The organism is Hyalangium ruber (genome assembly GCF_034259325.1).
Classification (GTDB): Bacteria; Myxococcota; Myxococcia; order Myxococcales; family Myxococcaceae; genus Hyalangium_A; species Hyalangium_A rubrum.
Genome location: NZ_JAXIVS010000004.1, coordinates 1 through 19,241 on the forward strand (window position 1 = coordinate 1; position 19,241 = coordinate 19,241).

General features: G+C 68.4%; 17 protein-coding genes. 13 read left to right on the top strand and 4 right to left on the bottom strand.

The window, feature by feature from the left end; all coding sequences use genetic code 11:
* Positions 1-131: 131 nt before the first annotated feature.
* The 3 genes from SYV04_RS12235 to SYV04_RS12245 form a co-directional block, all read right to left on the bottom strand.
* A complete protein-coding gene (locus SYV04_RS12235; protein WP_321545898.1) occupies positions 132-1,511 on the bottom strand; it encodes a serine/threonine-protein kinase in 1,380 nt (459 codons plus the stop codon).
* A 68-nt stretch (positions 1,512-1,579) separates the two neighbouring features.
* On the bottom strand, positions 1,580-2,023 hold the full coding sequence (gene rcsF / locus SYV04_RS12240; RefSeq protein ID WP_321545899.1) for an Rcs stress response system protein RcsF: 444 nt from the start codon (positions 2,021-2,023) through the stop codon (positions 1,580-1,582).
* A 25-nt stretch (positions 2,024-2,048) separates the two neighbouring features.
* Entirely contained in the window at positions 2,049-2,609 is a 561-nt protein-coding gene (locus SYV04_RS12245; RefSeq protein ID WP_321545900.1) for a GspE/PulE/PilB domain-containing protein, read from the bottom strand.
* Positions 2,610-2,724: 115 nt separating this feature from the next.
* Here SYV04_RS12245 and SYV04_RS12250 point away from each other — a divergent pair, with 115 nt between their 5' ends.
* From SYV04_RS12250 to SYV04_RS12290, 9 genes are all read left to right on the top strand, one after another.
* Positions 2,725-4,518, top strand: a complete 1,794-nt coding sequence (locus tag SYV04_RS12250) for a tryptophan dimethylallyltransferase family protein (RefSeq protein ID WP_321545901.1) — start codon at positions 2,725-2,727, stop codon at positions 4,516-4,518.
* A gap of 26 nt (positions 4,519-4,544) precedes the next feature.
* The gene (locus SYV04_RS12255; RefSeq protein WP_321545902.1) at positions 4,545-4,937 is read left to right on the top strand and encodes an NUDIX hydrolase; all 393 of its coding nucleotides are present in this window, start codon (positions 4,545-4,547) and stop codon (positions 4,935-4,937) included.
* Positions 4,938-4,963: 26 nt separating this feature from the next.
* The gene (locus SYV04_RS12260) at positions 4,964-6,223 is read left to right on the top strand and encodes a hypothetical protein (protein WP_321545903.1); all 1,260 of its coding nucleotides are present in this window, start codon (positions 4,964-4,966) and stop codon (positions 6,221-6,223) included.
* Positions 6,224-6,393: 170 nt separating this feature from the next.
* The gene (locus tag SYV04_RS12265) at positions 6,394-8,733 is read left to right on the top strand and encodes a type VI secretion system Vgr family protein (protein ID WP_321545904.1); all 2,340 of its coding nucleotides are present in this window, start codon (positions 6,394-6,396) and stop codon (positions 8,731-8,733) included.
* Positions 8,734-8,745: 12 nt separating this feature from the next.
* Positions 8,746-9,264, top strand: coding sequence for a hypothetical protein (locus tag SYV04_RS12270; protein ID WP_321545905.1), 519 nt, complete (start codon positions 8,746-8,748; stop codon positions 9,262-9,264).
* Entirely contained in the window at positions 9,261-11,897 is a 2,637-nt protein-coding gene (locus SYV04_RS12275; RefSeq protein WP_321545906.1) for a DUF2169 domain-containing protein, read from the top strand. The genes SYV04_RS12270 and SYV04_RS12275 overlap by 4 nt, the downstream gene beginning before the upstream one ends.
* Positions 11,894-12,943: a pentapeptide repeat-containing protein gene (locus tag SYV04_RS12280; protein ID WP_321545907.1), complete on the top strand. Its 1,050-nt coding sequence runs from the start codon at positions 11,894-11,896 to the stop codon at positions 12,941-12,943. The genes SYV04_RS12275 and SYV04_RS12280 overlap by 4 nt, the downstream gene beginning before the upstream one ends.
* Before the next feature lie 29 nt (positions 12,944-12,972).
* The gene (locus SYV04_RS12285) at positions 12,973-13,623 is read left to right on the top strand and encodes a DUF3540 domain-containing protein (protein ID WP_321545908.1); all 651 of its coding nucleotides are present in this window, start codon (positions 12,973-12,975) and stop codon (positions 13,621-13,623) included.
* Positions 13,624-13,639: 16 nt separating this feature from the next.
* A complete protein-coding gene (locus tag SYV04_RS12290) occupies positions 13,640-14,032 on the top strand; it encodes a DUF4150 domain-containing protein (protein ID WP_321545909.1) in 393 nt (130 codons plus the stop codon).
* A gap of 6 nt (positions 14,033-14,038) precedes the next feature.
* On the opposite strand, the gene SYV04_RS12295 is transcribed toward SYV04_RS12290, so the two are convergent.
* On the bottom strand, positions 14,039-16,156 hold the full coding sequence (locus SYV04_RS12295) for a hybrid sensor histidine kinase/response regulator (protein ID WP_422723930.1): 2,118 nt from the start codon (positions 16,154-16,156) through the stop codon (positions 14,039-14,041).
* A 39-nt stretch (positions 16,157-16,195) separates the two neighbouring features.
* Here SYV04_RS12295 and SYV04_RS12300 point away from each other — a divergent pair, with 39 nt between their 5' ends.
* The 4 genes from SYV04_RS12300 to SYV04_RS12315 all read left to right on the top strand — a co-directional run bounded on the left by SYV04_RS12300 (position 16,196) and on the right by SYV04_RS12315 (position 19,241).
* On the top strand, positions 16,196-16,975 hold the full coding sequence (locus SYV04_RS12300) for a DUF2270 domain-containing protein (RefSeq protein ID WP_321545911.1): 780 nt from the start codon (positions 16,196-16,198) through the stop codon (positions 16,973-16,975).
* Between the two features lie 90 nt (positions 16,976-17,065).
* Entirely contained in the window at positions 17,066-18,067 is a 1,002-nt protein-coding gene (locus SYV04_RS12305; protein ID WP_321545912.1) for an isocitrate/isopropylmalate dehydrogenase family protein, read from the top strand.
* 9 nt (positions 18,068-18,076) lie between these two features.
* The gene (locus SYV04_RS12310) at positions 18,077-18,619 is read left to right on the top strand and encodes a glutathione peroxidase (protein WP_321545913.1); all 543 of its coding nucleotides are present in this window, start codon (positions 18,077-18,079) and stop codon (positions 18,617-18,619) included.
* Between the two features lie 55 nt (positions 18,620-18,674).
* Positions 18,675-19,241: a TlpA family protein disulfide reductase gene (locus SYV04_RS12315; protein WP_321545914.1), complete on the top strand. Its 567-nt coding sequence runs from the start codon at positions 18,675-18,677 to the stop codon at positions 19,239-19,241.

Here is a 19,241-nt window from a genome sequence, read left to right on the forward strand (position 1 = left end):
ATGACCTGTCCCCAGCAGCCCCGGCTCTACAGCTCGGTGCATCCGGAACACCTCGCTCCTCCTCCACGGTTCGCTCTCTCCTCTACTCTGCATGGAGGCGACCGCTACCTACACCTTGAAAGGGGTGGGGCTTAGGGCTGCTCCGAGGCTGGCTGGCGTTGAGGGACGAGTACCGCGACGTAGCAGCGGTCTTGGTAGTCGAACATCCCCTGCCCGCAGGGCGGGCGCTCTCCCTCGATCGGCCCTGCCCAGCACCCATCGTTGAGGGTGACCAATCCGGGACCGCATGGCGGTCGACGCTGGCCAGGCAATGGCTTCTTCGGCATCGGCAGGCCGATGGCGTAAGTGGGTACTCCCGCATTCGGGAGTGCTGCCGTCGACGCATGGATTTCCTCCACCCCTGCGTCCGCGAGGCCTGTCATGCGCTCGTCAGACATGTCTGCCCTCGGCGGCGCTTCTTCCTCGGCACGCTCCCGCTTTCTCGGAGCGGTACCCAGCGTCCACACGGCGAGCGTCAGTGCGGCCCCGAGTGCGGAGCTGCCGACCCAGGCGAGCCAGGCAGGCAGCGCGTGTCGCGACCGTGGGCCGGGCCGAGCCGTCTTCTGGGTCTCCCTCATGCAGGGGCGTTCCATGAGACGTGCTGCCCCAGCGCTGGCGGCGGCTCTCTCCAGAGCCAGGGCCAGTTCGACCGCCGTGCCGCGCTTCCCGCTGTCCTCCGAGAGCATCTGGAGAATGAGCCGCTCAAGCTCCACAGTCACCGTGGCCACCTCTCCCGGTGGGAGAAAGCGCGGGGGCTCGGCCGAGGAGGTGTCCGGATCGGTGATGGGGCCCGGGTAGCGCCCCGTTACCAAGCGGTAGGCCATCACCCCCAGCGCGTACAGGTCATCGGCCGGCTGGGAAAGGTAGTGCGCCTCGGGAGTGCGGCGAAACTGGCGCCGAAAGCGAAGCAGTTCGGGACTGCGGTAGGCCTCGGTTCCCGGGGGAATCACGGTATCGGTGAGAGGGCGTGCCCCCACATGCCAGGCGGCGCCCAGGTCCACCAGCACGGCGGTGCCATCGGCCTGCACCAGCACGTTGTCGCCCTTGACGTCTCGATGCACGCCTTCGAGGCGGTGAAGCTCCGCCAGCGCGTGCGCCACATGGGCCAGGGCCCGTGCCGCCGAAGCGTTGGTGAAGCTTCGCACCTTCGGCACTGCGTATAGCGGCAGGCCCTCTACCCACTGCATGACGAGGTAGGGGTAGCTCTGCCCATCCGGCGAGAGCCACTCCCCCTTGTCCAACAGCCGGGGCAGGTGCGGCGAGCGAGCGGCGTCCAGCAGCTTCGCCTCCCGCTCGAAGCGCGCGTCCATCGGTTCGCGTGCAAGCTTCAGCGCAGCCACGGTGCATGGCTCAGCGGTGAGTTGTGCTTTGAAGACAACGCCAAAGCCCCCACGGCCGGCACGATCGATCAGCTTCCAGCGACCAAGCACTTCGCCGAGGTGAGGGGAGCGAGGGCCAGCGGGTATTGTCATGGAGGCGTCCAAGCAGGTGGGCTGCCCGGCACCCTACCTCGCATGAGGGTACACCCGCCACCTACTCGTTACGTCCCATCACGGGGTGCCGTAGATTCCTCTGTGGAGGAAGCTTCGGCGGGTGCGGGCTGGGTACCGGCCGTCTCGGGCTCCCAGCGGATCGCGTCCCCTCGGCACTCATACGAGGTCCAACACTCCATCCGCACGCCGCCCTCTCCACACGTGATCTGCGTCACGGCATCGGCATGGAGGGAGGCAGCCTCGCCCTTCAACATCTCTTGCAGCGCCGCGGGCGAGTAGTTGGTCCGGTACATCCCGCTGGTGCAGGTCGCCGCGGATACCTCTCCCAGGACGGTATACGGCCGGCCCTGCAGGTCCTTCGGCTCGACGATGGCCACGTTCGCCGCGCGCCTGCGCAGCTCCGGATCCCTCAGGGCCTTCGAGCCAGTGCAGCCCTGCCCCAACCCCGCAATCGCAACCACACAGAGCAGCTTCTGGACACCCACCTTCATTGTTCCTCCCGCCGGAAAATTGGCTTCAGTCTTCCTTCTTGTCGTGGGCTTCGCGCAACACCTTGCTCGCGCCAGGCTTCGGCGCTGGCTCCTCTGCCATCACCCCCAGTTCCAGCGTGCTGGGCTTGTACCGAGCGGCTACCTGGGTCAGCGCTTCCTCGATGTCCCGCCGCGAGGCTGCCCGCACTTCCACGTTGTAGCCAGTGAAGAACCGCACCTCGTTGATGGCATCGACATTGGCTGGGTCGCTCATGGCCACCACCAGGGTGGTGCCAACCCTGTCCAGCGCGATCAGGTGGTGCTTCTCCGCCAACTCCCATGGCACCAGCCGGGCGATGTCCCGGTCTGGGATGGGGAGGCCTCCCGGAGCGTCGCTCGGTGAGGTGACCCATCCCGGCACCGCGACGCAGTGGCCCTCTCGCGCGTGTCGGGCGGCGTCCAGCTTGCTCTCGCACAGGTACACGTGCTTCTGGCACGCGTCACACAAGCGCACCCCGGCCTCGGCGGTTTCCCTCAAGGCGTCCCACTGCTTCGGGCACTTGAACTGGAAGCGCACCTCGCAGTTCTGGATGGGCTTCTCGGCCATGTGTGGCTCCTGCGCTTGGAAGGCGCGCGGAGCTTCAACATAGCACCGCCCTACATACCCAACTCATCAGGCCTTACAGTGTCCACCCTCCGCATCGCTGCCCCCAGAGGACCGCATGAAGCACATTCACGGCTACATCGAGCGCTGGGAGCACCGACTCGCCCAGCACGAGTTCTTCACCCGGATGAACTTCGGCAACACGCTGGAGCAGGTGCTGTCGTTCACGCCCTACACCGCGTTCGTCATCCTGCTGTTCCAGGACATCATCCGGATCAACGTGCGGCTCACCCGAGATCCGTATCTGAAGAAGATCATCGGCCGGCATGCGAGCGAGGACACGGGGCACGATCTCTGGTTCCTGGATGACTTGAAGCTCATCTTCCCGGAGCGGCAGTGGGACATCGGCTGGCTGTTCTCCCGGGAGAACCGGCCGATGCGGGACGCGGCGCTCGCGCTGTGCTCGGAGATCTACCGCATCCAGGATGACCGACTGCGGCTGGTGTTCGTGGAGGCCCTGGAGGCCACCTCGCAGGTGTACTTCCCGATGATGGACCAGCACCTGAAGCAGTGTGGGCTCGGCCAGGGGCTCAAGTTCTTCGCCGGGCACCACATCTCCGTGGAGGAGAGTCACACCCTCTTCCAGCAGGAAGTGGAGCGGCAACTCAACGCCATCGAGGTGCCCGATGGGCTCCGCGAGGAAGCGCTGGGAATCGTGGACAGGGTGTTCGAGTCCTTCGTGCTGCTGGCGGATGGGCTGCAGGAGCACGCCGGTGCGGTCTCTCGGCGCCGGAACTGGATCCCTCGCTCCGAGGAGTTCGCTGGCAAGACGTTCAAGGAGCACGGCCTGACGCGGCTGGAGCCCCTGGCGCGTGCCTCGGGGCTGGAGCCCTCGGCGGCGCTGCGAGACTTTGGCAACCTGTTCGCCCCGTGGGGAGAGCGCCCCATGCGCAAGGTGCCGCTGTGGCCCTCGACACTGAGCGAGGAGCACTCGCCGCTCGAGTTCTCCTGGTCCTCGCACGGTGGACAGCCCGAGTTGCGCTTGCGTGTGGAAGCCCTGGGGGACAACCCGAGCCCCGCCACCAACTGGGCGGTGGCACAACAACTGAGCGGGCGCCTGAGCTTCGAGTACCAGCGCTCCCTGGAGCGGCTGCGGCGCATCGAGGAGCTCTTCGTGCCACGTGAGCCCGGGGCGACGTTCGCGATGGGCCATGCGATGACCCTGAGGCCAGGAGCCCCGCCCGAGCTCTGGGTGTTCCTGAATCCTCAGGCCCAGGGCGCCGAGCAGGCACCGGCGCGGGTGGAAGAGGCGCTCGGTCGTCTCGGGCTCGCGCGCTCCTGGCGCTCGTTGCGCGAGGCGATGCTGCGCCGACCGAAGGATCGGCTCCTCTCCCTGGCGCTGGAGCTCTCCGAGGGTCCCGAGGCGCGCGTCGAGTTGCATGCGGAACATCTCGACGCCACCGCCGAGGACGTGGAGCCGGTGCTGGCGCTCGGGCAGGGGTATGCCTCGGGAGAGGCGCGCAGGCTGTTCCAGATGCTGGCGGGAGAAGCGGGCCCCATCTCCCGGGGCGCCGTCCGCACCTCGGTGATGCTCTCCACGGGCAGCGAGCCCCGCGCCGTCGGCAGTACGCTCCAGTTCCCCGTGCATGCCTATGCGGACGACGACCGGGTGGCACGGGAGCGAATCGCGGAGCTGCTCGATGCGCGAGAGCGCCAGCACTACCGGGAGGTCCTCTCGGAGGTCGCCCGGCGGCCGCTGGAGGCGGGGGTGGGGTTGCAGTCCGCCGTGTTCGCTCAGTGGCAGGGCACCCCATGCCGCATGGGTGTGTACCTGACGTCCGAGGCGTATGCGATCAGGACGCCGCGCAATGCCCCGGGCCAGGCGCCGCTGTCGTATGGTCACGGCTCTTGAACCGCTCTCTGGGAGAGAGGCTGACGGTGATTGACAAGCTCGCATGGATACGGGTCGCCAACGGGCGAATCCTGGGCGCTCGCTCCAAGGGAAAGGACACCTATTACCTCCCGGGAGGAAAGCGTGAGCCCGGCGAGACGGATATCGAAGCGCTCTCCCGAGAGGTCGAGGAGGAGCTGTCCGTTCGGATCAAACCCGAGACCGCCTCGCTCTTTGGAACCTTCGAGGCCCAGGCCCATGGGAAACCCGAAGGTGTGCGGGTGCGGATGACTTGTTATCTCGCGGAGTTCGATGGAGAGCTGCGTCCCGCTTCCGAGATCGAGGAATTAGTCTGGCTGACGTATCAGGACCGGGAACGTGTCTCTCTCGTCAGTCAGATCATCTTCGACAAGCTCCATGAGATGAAGTGGCTCTCATAGACATACCTGCGGAGGTCTTTCAGCCAATGCGCTTCCTCACCCTAGCGGCCTTTCTCCTCGCCTGTGGCCCCTCCTCGGAGACGGACGAGGCGGCCCCCCTCGTGGAGTCCCAGCAAGCGCTCACCGAGGGAGCGCCGCTGACGACCCATGACGCCAGCTGCCTCAAGCTCCAGGACCAGAACACCTGGAGCACCTATCCCTCGTACATGACGCCCGTCGGCCCCGCCCTCGGCTTGAGCACCGTCCTCCAGGACCTCAACCGCGCCGGCCCCATGCTCACCGCCTCCACCCGCCCTCCCGCCGTGGGCTACAAGGGCGGCTTCCGCTGGAACGATGGCGACATGGCCACCACTGAGTGGATCCCTCAGGCCCTCACCGCGGGCACCTCTGGCTCCGCCAACGTCGCCATCGTCTCCTGGCACTACGCCCCCACCACCGCTCCCGAGAAGGGCGTGCGCATCTCCGTGGCCGACATCTCCGACATGGCCGCCAGCGCCGTCAGCTACCGCCACGTTCTCCTCGTTCGCCCCACCAGCTCCGGCAACTTCACCACCATCCCCGAGCACGGCGGCGGCCTCGCATGGTTCGGCAACTCCCTCTACATGGCCGACACCTCCGATGGCATGCGCGTGTTCGACCTCACGCAGATCCGCGAGGTCGACACCAGCACCACCTGCGAGACACAGATCGGCCACGTCGGCTCGGTGTGGTGCGCCTATGGCTACAAGTACGTCCTGCCTCAGGTAAGCGCCTACGTGGTGCCCTCCTCCATCACCAGCCCGTGCCGCCCCAAGTTCTCCTTCCTCGGCAAGGACACCCGCGGCTCCACCGACGTGGTGCTCTCCGGTGAGTACTGCAACAACACCGGCACCTCGTGCCCTTATGACGGCTCCACTCCTGGCCTCGGAGGGCGGCTCTATCGCTGGCCCATGGACTCCGCTACCTCCCGCCTCAAGACCGTGAGCGGGCTGGTCTCCCCAGAGCGGGCCTACGTCATGAACGAGCCCAACGTGCAGGGTGTGGCCCCCATCATGACCTCCACGGCGACCACCTCGTACTGGCTGAGCTCCACGCGTTATGGCGGCGCGCTCTTCAAGGTCTCCACCAGCGCCTCACGCACCGCTTACCTCTCCGGTAGCTCGCAGTGGGCTCGGATGCCCGAGGGCATGCACGCCACCGGCAGTGGCACCAACCTGTGGACCGTCACCGAGGGCGTCAGCGGCGTCACCTCTCCCTCTCTCGGAGGGCGCGTGGTCTTCTTCGCCGCCCAGGCCTCCCTGGACTGAGCCTCCGCTTCCCGCCCCCACGTGGGTAGACACGTGGGCGCGCATCGGCGGGTAAGTAGGCGTTGAGCGGCGAGCACTGGGAGAACTAGGGTCAGGGGCGTAACGGGCCTTCCCGGAACATCCAGTTTCCAGGAGCCGAGGCCCCATGACGTCCATGCGGGGGAGACGCGATGCCCGGAGCACTCGATCTCAACAGGTTTCCGACCCAGCCTCTCTTCACGATTTCGTGCGACGCGCTCCCCGCGGACACGCGGGTCCTGCGCCTGGGCGGCACGGAGGGCATCTCCCATCTCTACAGCTTCACCCTCCAGTTGCTCATGCACGAGGACGAGGGCCTGGTCTTCGAGATGGAGCAGGCCCTCAACGCCCCCGCCACCCTGACCATCCACGGCGGAGACGGGACGCCGCGCCGCACCCTTCATGGCGTGCTGGCCTCCATCGACTGGGTCCGCGAGACCGCCGACCACACCGTCTATGAAGTCGTGCTCGTACCCCGGCTGTGGAGGCTGGGGCTGAACCAGCACAGCAACGTCTACGTCCAGCAGGCCATCCCCACCATCATCACCAACCTGCTCGAGGACAACGGCTTCGTCGCGGAGGACTACGCGCTGCGGTTGAAGGAGCGCTACCCGAAGCTCGAGCACGTCTCCCAGTACCGGGAGAGCGACCTGGCCTTCATCCAGCGGCGGATGGAGCGCGAGGGCATCTACTTCTACTTCGAGCAGCTCGAGGACCGCGAGAAGCTCATCATCACCGACCACAAGAGCTACGCCGCGTCGAGCGGCTCGGTCCGGTACTTCCCCCAGGCGGGCCGCAACCTCACCGGTGTCGAGGCCTTCGCCACCTTCACCTCCCGGTGCCGCACGCGCCCGAAGGAGGTCCGGCTGCGCGAGTACGACTACCTGCGGCCCACCATGGACTTGAAGAAGAGCCACCCCGTGTCCCCGCACGGCGTCGGCGAGGTGGTCAGCCACGACGAGCACTACACCACCCCCGCGGACGGCAAGCGGCTGGCCCAGGCCCGCGCCGAGGAGCTCAAGGCCCGCGAGGCCATCTTCGAGGGCCGGGGCCGGGCCTTCGAGGCGCAGCCAGGCTACCTCTTCGAGGTCTGCGAGCATCCCCGCCCCTCCTTCAACGCCTCGTACCTCGCGGTCACCGTGGAGCATGAGGGCAGCCAGGGCATCGGCGACGTCGAGGAGCTGGACGACGAAGCGCCCACGCAGTTGAACCGGGACGCGGAGCCCACCTACTTCATGCGGGTGGAGGCCATTCCCAGCGGCGTCCAGTTCCGCCCCCCACAGCTGACTCCGGTCCCCCGCATCTTCGGGGTGGAGACTGGACGCGTGGACGGCGAGCAGGAGAGCCAGTACGCGCAGATCGACGAGCACGGCCGCTACAGGCTCCAGCTCCACTTCGACGAGAACGATCCGCGCAACGGCAAGGCCTCCACCTGGGTCCGCATGCTCCAGCCCCACGGTGGCAGCCGCGAGGGCTTCCACTTCCCGCTGCGCAAGGGCACCGAGGTGCTCCTGGTGTTCCTCGGGGGAGATCCGGATCGCCCCGTCATCGCCGGCGTCGTGCCCAACCCCCATACCCCCAGCCCCGTCACCCAGAACAACGCCACCTTCAACGTCCTGCTCACCGGCGGCGGCAACCGGATGGAGCTGGAGGACAAGGCCGACGTGCAGCACGTGCGGCTGTCCACGCCCACCCAGGACACCCTGCTCCACATGGGCGCCCCGGACGAGAGCAGCCACAACATCCATCTGCGCTCCAATGGCAGCGCGTTGATCGATCTGGGCGGTGACTACGACACCAAGGTGCAAGGAGCCAAGACCGAGTACGTCAAGAAGTCCGTCACCGAGACCTACGACAACCTCCTGGACACCAAGGTGAAGGAGGACCGCTTCCTCACGGTCAGTGGCAACGACGACACGAAGGTCACCAAGGAGCAGAAGCTCAAGGTCACCGGCAACCGCACCGTCACGGCCGAGTCGAACCAGACGCACACCGTCACCGGCAAGGACACGCACACCATCACCGGGCAGCAGAAGATCACCGCCAACGGCGGACAGAACATCACCGTGGGCTCCAGCGGTCGGACCGAGACCATCTCGGGCCCGCTCACCCAGACGACGGGCCCCCAGACGCTCACGGTGAACGGCGTGCTCACCCAGACCATCACCGGCGCGGCCACCATCACCAGCCCCGTGAGCTACAACATCGTCGCGCCCAACGTGAACCAGGTGGCTCCCGCCAAGAACTTCAAGTCAGCGCCCTGGAGTGGCGAGGCGATCGGCTTCAAGTTCTCCATCCTGGGCGCCAAGGCCGAAGTCGTCGCGGGCATGGCCGTGGCCGCCACGAACGTGAAGATGGACCTCACGTCCCTCAAGATGGACATCGCGACGATGAAGTATCAGAACAACCCGACGACCATCAAAACGTTCGGAGCCGCCATCCAGCAGGCCTACTGCAACCTGCACGTCGTCGGCTTGTTCGTCGTGGCGTAAGGGGAGAAACGGATGACGAACCAGGAGCCGGATGCCGCGGGCAAGGCCGTCGGGTACATTCTGGGCTTTCTGATCATCGGTGGCGCGATCGCGATGCTGATCGCGAGCTTCTACGTGTCCCCCGAGGCGCAGACAGACAGCGGTGGCTCGCTCCAGATGTTCCTTCGCTACTCTGGAGGGATCATCCTCGGATTGGGTGTCATGGGCCTGCCCATCGGGATCATTCTCCACCAGGAGAACCGGAAGAAGGCCGCCCGGCTCCGGGAGCTCAAGGCCTCGGCGGTTCCCGGGGTGCTGCGCATCGTCAGCTTCGAGCAGCTGTATGCCAACGAAGACTCCGTGGAGCTCTCGCTCGACGTCGAGATCACCGTGCCCTCACGCCAGCCCTACCGGATGGCGCTGAAGCAGTGGATCCCCACCGCCTACGTCGGCCGGCTTCGCCCGGACGAGCGGCTGCCCGTTCGGGTTCCCGCCTCCGAGCCTGGGACGCTGTTCATCGATTGGGGAGGAAAAGCGGAGCCCGGCGTATGAAGGTCATCAAACCGCAGAAGCTCGGGCTGCTGCCGCGCTCCTTCGAGTACGGGAAGGACACCTTCCTCGTGCTCACCATGGCCGCCTTCTTCCCGCTGGATCAGCCCGACGTGCTCCTGCCCGAAGTGGCCCTCTGGAAGTTCGCCGCCGAGGAGCTGGGTGGGCAGACGCCGCTGGACGAGGGCCTGCCCAAGCAGCGCGGCGAGGTGCTCGTCCACGCGCAGGCCTTTCCCCCGGGAGGCACCCCGCAGGTCGCCTGCCAGGTGCGGGTGCGCGTGGGCTCCATCGACAAGACGCTGCGCGTGGTGGGCAACCGTCACTGGGACCGGAGTGGAGTCCCCTCGCCTCCCGAGCCCTTCACCCAGATGCCGCTCACGTATGCCCAGGCTTTCGGCGGCCAGGGCTACGCGCCCAATCCCCTGGGCAAGGGCTTCGTCCAGGGGAAGCTCCCCCCCGGCGCGCTCCACCCCCTGCCCAATGTGGAGGCGCCCAACCAGCTCATCCGCTCGCCCAAGGACAAGCCCGCCCCCGCGGGTCTGCTGCCCTTGGACACGAGCTGGCCGCAGCGGGCCTCCAAGGCCGGCACGTATGACAGCCGCTGGTTGAAGACGCGCTTCCCCGGCTTCGCCGAGGACCTGGACGAGAGCTACTTCAACGCCGCTCCCGAGGACCAGTGGCTCTCCGGCTACTTCCAGGGTGGCGAGCGCTTCTTCCTCGAGCACCTCCACCCCTCCCAGCCCCGCATCGAGGGCACGCTGCCGCGGCTGACCGCCCGCGCCTTCGTCACCCTCAAGACGCCTCAGGGCGAGTCCCTGCAGGAGCTCTCCACCCGGCTGGACACCGTGTGGCTGTTTCCGCACGCCCAGCGCGGGGTGCTTCTCTTCCGCGCCCTCGCCAAGGTCGCCGAGGACGATGCCGCGGACGTGCTCCATTGCGTCACTGCCTTCGAGGCGCAAGGCGCTCCGCGTCCCGCCCAGCACTACAAGGACGTGCTCGCGCGGCGCCTGGACAAGAAGCAGGGGTATCTCTTCGCCTTGCAGGACTCCGAGCTGTTGCCCGAGCAGCCCGCCGGCGCTCCGGGCGACCTGGACACCGTGCCCCCGGAGTTCACCGTGGGAGGCCAGGTTCTGCGCGATGCCATGCGGCGCGGAGCCCAGCGCGAACGGGACCGCGCCCGGGAGACGGTTCGGGCCGCGGGTGTGGATCCGGACACCGTCCTGCCCGCCACCCTCCCGCCCGAGGAGCGGGCACCCACCCTGGAGGAGTTGCCCGCCGTCGTGGGCCAGATCGAAGCGCAGATCGAGGAGCAGAAGGCCTCGGCCGAGCGCCAGCGGGTGGAGGCCGAGCAACACGCACGCCGCATCTGCGCCGAGCATGGCATCCACTACGAGAAGGTCATGCAGGACGCGAAGGAGAAGGCGGGTGGGCCTCCCCGCTTCTCGGCTCGCGAGGAGTTCGCGAAGCTCCAACAGCTCGCGGCCGACGTTCGCGGCCAGGGGCAGCCCATGCCCGAGCTCGAGGCCATGCTCGCCGCCCCCGCGTTCCTCCAGCGGATGGAGCACGGTGAGGCCCAGCTTCGCGAGATCTATCAGCGCTTCGCGCACCACATGGATCCCGCGGCCGCGATGGACGCCCCGTCCTCCGCGCAGGTGCGCGCCCGCGTGGAGGCGTGCCACCGGGCCGGACAGCCGCTCGCACGGGAGGACCTCACGGGCGCGGACCTCTCGGGCATGGAGCTGCCTGGGGTGAACTTCCAGGGCGCGCTGATGGAGCGGGTGAACCTGAAGGGCGCCAACCTGAGCGGGGCGAACCTCGAGGGGGCCGTGCTCGCTCGCGCCGAGCTGTCCGGCGCCCGCCTGACCGGGGCGAACCTGAAGGGCGCCAACCTCGGGCGGGCCCAGCTCCTCGGCACGCGGTTCGACGGTGGCGCGGAGCTCTCGGGCGCCAACCTCTCCGAGGCCGACCTGAGCGGGGCGAAGTTGCGCGGAGCCAAGCTCACCGGCGCGGACCTGTCCGGCGCGCGGATGAAGGGGGCGGACTTCCGGGAGGTGTCGGCGGCCGGCATCACCTTCATGCGGACCGACCTCTCCCAGGCGGCGTTCACGGGCGCCCAGCTCGCCGGGTGCATCTTCCTGGAGTGTACCGTCACCGGCGCGGACTTCAGCGGCGCCACGCTCACCTCCGGGATGTTCCTGACGGCCAAGGGAGATGGGGCCAACTTCCGCCAGGCCAAGCTCGGCAACCTGCGCCTGGTGCAGGGCTGCTCGTTCGCGAAGTCGGACTTCCAGGAGGCCGAGCTCAGCGAGGCCAACCTGCGCGGCACCCGGCTGGAGGAGAGCAACTTCTCCGGCGCCACGCTGGACCGCGCGGACCTCAGCGAGTGCGAGCTGCGCGGGGCGCGCTTCTACCGCTCCGTCGCTCGGGAGAGCCGCTGGGTCCGCGCAAACCTTCAAGCGGCCCACTGCGTGTCCATCAACCTCATGAACGCCATCCTCCAGAAGGCGGACATCTCCCAGGCGGACTTCACGGGCGCCAACCTCTTCCGGGCGGACTTCGCCAAGGTGCGGGGCAAGGCCGCGAGCATGCGCCAGGCGCTCCTCACGGATGTGCGCATCACCCAGGAGCGGACATGACCCGGGACGAGCTCATCGAGCAGGTGCGCCACGGTGAGCCCATCACCGGCGTGGATCTGTCGGGGATGGACCTCTCGGGCGCCGACCTCTCCGGAGGCGTGTTCCAGGAAGTCCGCTTCGCCTCGGCGAAGTTCGCGGGCGCCGCGCTCCGGGAGGCCATCTTCGCCGGCTGCTCCTTCGAAGGCGCGGACCTGCGCAAGGCCGAGCTGCCGCGCGCCGTGCTGGACCACTCCTCGCTCGACCGCGCCACGCTCGAGGGCGCGGACCTGACGGGGGCGAAGTGGCACGCGTGCAGCGCCTCGGGAGTCACGCTGCGCCAGGCGCGGCTCGCCCTCGGGGTGTTCTCGGAGGTGAACCTGACGGGCGCCGATCTCTCCGGCACCCTGCTCGACCGCACCGCGTTCTTCCAGGGGAGCTGGGGCCAGGTGAACCTCTCCGGGGCCACGCTCAAGCAGACAGTGCTCAATGAGGCGGACCTGCGCACCGTGAACCTCACGGGCGCGAGCTTTGAGCTGGCCCTGCTGCTGCAGAGCAACCTCTCGGGGATGAACCTTCAGGGGATGCGCTTCACCCTCACCCAGTTCAATGGGGCCAACCTGTCCGGGTGCGACCTGCGCGACAGCGTGCTCGTACAGTGCGGCTTCAAGGACGCGGACCTCAGCGGCGCCAAGATGGAGAAGGCGAACGCCGCCAACGCGCTGTTCATCCAGGCGCGGGCCGCGGGGGCCAACTTCCGTCAGGCCAACCTCTTCCAGGCGCTGCTGCTGGACGCGGAGCTCGGCAAGGCCGACTTCAGCGGCGCCAATCTGCAACAGGCCCAGTTCGCCCGCGCCAAGTGCGCGGGGGCCCGCTTCATTGGCGCGGAGCTGACCTACACGGACTTCAGCCACGCGGACCTCTCCGCCGCGGACTTCACCCGGGCCACCCTCGAGCGCACCCAGTTCCATGGTGCCCTGGAGCGAGGGACCGTGGGGCGCTCCCCGGTGGGGGCGCTGGGCACCGACGAGAAGCGGGCCCAGGCGGAGAACTGGCGACCAACGCATTGAGCGCGCAACACCTGCACCAAGGAGGCTGTGTGGAGAAGCTGGCGGGAAGAATCGGGTCCACGGTGATTCAGCAGGATGTCGGCTCGGTGTTGTCCACCGAGGGCGCCTCGCTGAGCGTCGCCGTCGGCGGGACGCCCCACCCTGCGAAGCGCGCGCCGAGCTGCCTGCTCGCGCCCGAGCCGGGAGACCTCGTCCTCGTCACGTTCGTTCCGGGCCGGGGCTGCTACGTGCTCGCCGTGCTCGAGCGGGAAGAGGGCGCTCCGGGCCGGCTCGTCCATCAGGGCAACCTCGGGCTGCACCTCCCAGCCGGGCGCCTGACGGTGACGGCCTCCGAGGGAATGAGCGTCGTCTCCGGTCAGGACGTCTCCTGTGTCACGAGCTCTCTGCGGGCCCATGCCGTGGAGGCGAACCTCTCCATCGAGAAGGCCCACTTCCTCGGCACCTTCGCCAGCGTGCAGGTGGAGACGCTGAAGGTGATTGGCCGCTTCTTCGACTCGGTGCTGGAGCGCTTCTCGCAGCGCGTGCGGCGCTCGTACCGGCAGGTGGAGGAGGTGGACTCCGTGCGCGCCGAGCAGCTCGACTACATGGCTTCCAAGAACGTCAGCGTGCGCGGCCGCAACGCGCTCGTCACCGCCGAACAGCTCGTGAAGCTGGACGGCGATCAGGTCCACCTGGGCTGAGGCCCGAGGAGCTCGCATGTTCGCCAATACGCAGATGGGTGGAGTCGACATGGGCTTTCCGGACGTCTGCCTCACGCCGATGCCCGCGCCCACTCCCGTGCCCTACCCCAACATCGCCGCGGGTCCGATGGGCGTCCCCGCAGCCTACAAGGTCATGTTCCAGTGTACCCCCGCGCACAACCTGGGAACGGTGGTCCCCCTCACCAACGGGGACAACGCGGGTGTCGCGATGGGCATGGCCTCGGGCACCGTCATGGGGCCTTCCCGCCACCTGACGGGCGCCTTCAGCGTGCTCGTCGGGGGCATGCCCGCCACGCGCGTGGGCAGCGTCTCCCTCCAGAACTCCACCAACTGTCCGGGCGCGCGGCTGGTGCCCAGTCAGGTCAAGGTGTTGCTGCTCGCGCCCTGAAGCCCCTCAGTGGGGCGGCACGCTGGGCGCGGCCCGCTCCCCGCCCTCCGCCGTGGGCGCCTCGGACTGGGAGAGGAACTCGTCCAGCGCGCCCACGTCGATGGGCTTGCGGAACACCGCGTCCACCAGTGCCAGGTTGGCCCGGTTCTGTCCCCGCACGTCCATTCCGGTGACGATGGCCAGCAGCGCCTGCGGCGTGCGCTTTCGCAGCTCGCGCGCCAGCTCCCAGCCGGAGATCTCCGGCATCAGCGCGTCCAGCAGCGCCGCGTCGAAGCGCCGCTTCTCCCAGAGCTGCAGCGCCACCTCCGCGCTCGGGGCGACCTGCACCTCGTAGCCCTCGTCGCCCAGCACCTCCGCCATCATCCGCGCATTGTCCAGGTCGTCATCCACCACCAGCACGCGGCGCGTCTGCTGGAAGCGCCGTGGGCCCGTCACCGCCACCTGGGGCGCGTGCTCCTCGACTCCCGCCTCGCGCACCTGGGGCAGGCGCACCACGAAGGCCGCGCCCTTCCCGCTGTCCGCGTTCTCCACCGTCAGCTCGCCGCCCCAGCGCTGCACCTGCGCCTGCACCACCGCCAGTTGCAGCGCGTGCTGCGCCGCCCCCGCCTCCCGCTGCAGCGGGTCGAACAGCCGCGCCAGCTCCTCCACCGCGTACGGCGGTCCCTCATCTTGAATGCGCAGCTCCAGCCGGCCCTCGCCATCGGGACGCGTCGTCAGCGCCAGCCGTCCGCCCCGCTCCATCCGGTCCTTGGCCGCCAGCAGCAGGCTCACCACCAGCTCGCGCAAGAAGCCCGCGTCGGCTCGCACCGAGCCCGGATCGCCCAGGACCAGGTCCACCCCCAGCGGGTGCTCGCCCTGCTCCAGCTCGCCGCGCGCCAGCTCCAGCGCCTCGCGCACCGCCGTGTCCAGCGGCACGTCCGTGAGCACCTCCTCGGTGCGCTGAACGTTGAACTCCTGCAGCCGGCTCACCAGCTCGCCCACCTGGCCCACCGTCTTGTCCAGCGCGTCCAGGTGCTCGGGCTTGAACTCGCGCCTCAGCAGCGTGATTCGCAGGCGCAACACGTTGAGGAAGTTGTTGAGCGCGTGCGCCGCCCCGCTGGCCAACTGCCCCAGCGCCTGCGCCCGGGTGCGCTGCAAGAGCCGCCCCTGCAGCCGCCGCAGCTCGTCCTGCGCGCTCATCAGCTCCCGCGTCTTCGTGGCCGCCTCGGTCCGGTCCGTCATCGTCTGGATGACACCGGCCAGCTCGCCGCCCTCCTCCCAGATGGGCGTGGCGCTCATCTCCAGGCTCGCCTCGCCGCCGCCGGGGCGCTCCACCACCATCATCACCCCGCGCACCGGCCCGCGCTCCTTGAGCGCCCTCATGAAGGGCAGGTCCGTCACCCGAAAGGGCTCACCCGTGGCGTGGCGCGCGTTCACCTGCGCCAGCACCGGCGCCAGCGCGGTGGTGGCCCGCTCTCCCACCACCGAGCGCATGGGCACGCCCAACAGCCGGCTCACCGGCGGCGTGGCGAAGGATACCCGCCCATCCGCCTCGGCCAGGAGGATGCCCACGTCCATGTGGTGCAGCACCGACTCCATCACCGCTGCTTCGCGGAAGCGCACCTCCTCCGTCCTCAGCACCCGCGCGAAGGAGGCCTGCGCCGAGGCGTTCGCCTCTCCCACCAGCTCGTTGATGAGCTCGGCCACCCCCGGCTCCACCTCCTGGCCATGGCGCCGGGAGTAGACGCGCAGCAGCACCGCCTGGAGCGCCTTGAACTCGCGCGCCAGATCCTCCGACTCGAAGCGCTGGTCGTACCGGAACGCGCCGTGCGGGCGCACCACCTCGGGCCACAGCTGCACCACTTCGTCCGGCCGATCCTTGAGCAGCCGGGCCAGCTCCTCCAGCAGCCGCCTCAGGGGCGCGCGTAAATCGCGGCCCGGCAGGTCCAGCTCGTACAGCTCCTCCCGCAGGCGCTTGGCCCACAGGCGCGCGATGCGCTCGCGCTCCTCCTGTAGCAACTCGGACAGCGCGTCGATGGGTTCGATGGGCTCCACGTCAGGCCAGGAAGGTGGCCACGACCGGCCGCCTTGGCCAGTCCCGGCAAGCGAGCAGGCAGGCAGCCCTCCGGGACTGGCCGCATGCATCCGCCGCCCGCCGCCCCCACCATTGCGGGAGCCACCCGCATGCAAGCCAACGGACGGGACAAGAACGACCTGGAGACGCTGAGCCTCTCGGACTCGGCCATGGCACAGCTCTACCGAGGCGAGCTCAGCCGCTCGGACAAGTGGCGCACGCGCCTGGATACGACGACCAACTGGGCGCTCACCACCACCGCGGCCGTCATCTCCTTCGGCTTCGCCAACGCCAGCAGCCCCCATGTCACGTTCATCGTCGGCATCTGGATGGTCATCTCCTTCCTGCTCATCGAGGCGCGCCGCTACCGGTACTATGACTTGTGGAACCGCCGCGTCCGGCTGCTGGAGGACGGCTACTGGGCGCCCATGCTGCGCCACGAGCCCATCGACCCGGACGCCATCCGCGAGCTGGCCGTGGAGCTGTCGCGCCCGCAAATCCAGCTCTCGCTCTTCTCGGCCATCTCCACGCGGCTCAACCGCGCCTATGGGCCCATCCTCATCGTCCTGCTGCTGAGCTGGTTCGTGAAGGTGTACAGCCACCCGCAGCCGCCCGACAGCTTCGGCGAGTTCGTCGAGCGCGCCCACGTGGGCCCGGTCCCTGGCGGCTTCATCATGGTGGTCATCACCGTGGTGGCCCTGCTGGCCGCCTACCTCTTCATCTCCTCGTTCTTCGTGCGCGCGCCGCTGGGCGAGCTGCGCCCCCGGCCCCGCAGCCGCCGCGCCGTGCTGTGGGAGTCCTTCTACCGGCCCTATGTCTTCAGCCGGCCTCGCCGCCGCAGCCGCGCCAGGGCGCCTTCCCAGCCCCCTCCGTCCAGTCCGGCACACTGAGGTCGCGCCTTGTGGCACCCATCAGCCAGGCCGCAGGTGGGGGCTTTTCGGCCTTTCGAGCCCCGGGTTTTTGTGGCTTGAATCCCCTCCATGGCGAACCGCACTGTCACGATCATCAATGGCGATGGCATCGGCCCCGAAGTCATGGCGGCCACCGTTCGAGTCCTCGAGGCGCTCAAGCTGCCTCTGGAGTTCGAGTACAAGGACGCAGGCACCGAGGTGATTGCCAAGTACGGCACCAACCTGCCCCACGAGACGGTGGAGGCGGTGCTGCGCAGCGGCGTGGCCCTCAAGGGCCCCACCGGCACCGTGGTGGGCGGCGGCATGCCGTCGGCCAACGTGGGCCTGCGCAAGCGCTTGGACCTGTACTCCTCGCTGCGCCCCGTCAAGAGCGTGCCCAACGTGAAGACGCGCTACGAGGACGTGGACCTCATCGTCGTGCGCGAGAACACCGAGAGCCTCTACGCCGGCCTGGAGCACATCATCGTCCCGGGCGTCGTCGAGTCCCTGAAGATCATCACCGAGAAGGCCTCCACGCGCATCGCCCGCTTCGGCTTCGAGCACGCCAAGAAGCTGGGCCGCAAGAAGGTCACCGCCGTCCACAAGGCCAACATCATGAAGCTGTCGGATGGCCTCTTCCTGGACTGCTGCCGCAAGGTGGGCCGCGAGTACCCGGAGATCCAGTACGAGGAGTTCATCATCGACAACCTCTGCATGCAGCTGGTGAAGGACCCCACCCGCTTCGACGTGCTGGTGCTGGAGAACCTCTACGGCGACATCGTCAGTGACTTGTGCGCGGGCCTGGTGGGCGGCCTGGGCGTGGTGCCCGGGGCCAACATCGGCGAGCGCACCGCGGTGTTCGAGGCGGTCCACGGCACGGCGCCGGACATCGCCGGCAAGGGCATCGCCAACCCCACCGCGCTGATGATGTCCGCGGTGATGATGCTGGAGTGGCTGGACATGCGCGATGAGTCCAAGCGCATGGCGAACGCCATCCAGAAGGTCTACACCGAGGGCAAGGTGCGCACCGGCGACCTGGGCGGCGGCGCCACCACGCGCGACTTCACCGAAGCCATCATCGCCGCGCTGTAAGCTGCCCCCATGCGCACACTCATCGTCCTGTCCACCCTCGCGGCGGTCACCTTCGGGTCCGTCGCCTTCGCGGAGCCCGTCATGTCGTTCTTCGAGCTGAAGAGCACCCGCCTCAATGGCAAGGCGGAGGACCTCTCCTCGTACAAGGGGAAGGTGCTGCTGGTGGTGAACACCGCCTCGGAGTGCGGCTACACGCCGCAGTACGCGGGCCTGGAGAAGCTCCACCAGGAGTACAAGGACAAGGGCGTGGTGGTGCTGGGCTTCCCCTCGAATGACTTCGGCGGGCAGGAGCCGGGCACCTCCGAGCAGATCGCCAAGTTCTGCGAGCTGCGCTTCAAGACCACCTTCCCCATGTTCGAGAAGGTGAAGACGAAGGGCGAGGGGCAGTCGCCCGTATACGAGTTCCTGGCGCGCAAGCACGGGGCGCCCAAGTGGAACTTCCACAAATACGTGGTGGGCAAGGATGGCCAGGTGAAGGCCGCCTTCCCCAGCTCCGTGGAGCCCGAGAGCGCCGAGCTGAAGAAGGCGCTCGATGGCGCCCTGAAGGAGTAGCCCCGGGCGACAGGCCCTCGCAGAAAGCGGTAGGCTGCGGGGGCAAGGAGCCACGATGGAGCAGCAGGAGCCGAGGCGAGGCCTCAAGGGTGCATGGGCCGCGTACCACCACGCCCGCAAGCGGTGGTGGGTGCGCTGGGGCGTGGACCTGGCTCTGTTCGCCCTGCTCTTCATGGCGGTGATGGCGTGGCAGACGCGCCACCTGCCGGGCAGCGGAACGCCCGCGCCGGACTTCCAGCTGCGCAGCCTTTCGGGGGAGCAGGTGCGCCTGTCGGACCTGCGCGGCAAGCCCGTGCTGCTCGTCTTCTGGGCGCCCTGGTGCTCGGTGTGCAAGGCCGAGTCCTCGAACCTCGCGGCGCTGCGGCGCATGGTGGGCGATTGGGCACACGTGGTGACCGTGGCGGTGGCCTATGAGGACGAGGCGGATGTGCGGCGCTTCGTCCAGGACTGGGACGCGGACTACCCCGTGCTGCTGGGAGGGGACTCCGGGTTGACACGCTCCTTCCGCGTGGACCGTTTCCCAACGCTCTTCGTCCTCTCGCCCGAGGGCCGTATCGACCAGGCGACCATCGGCTACAGCCCCCGGCTCACGCTGCTGTGGCGGCTGTGGCGCGCCTCCTGA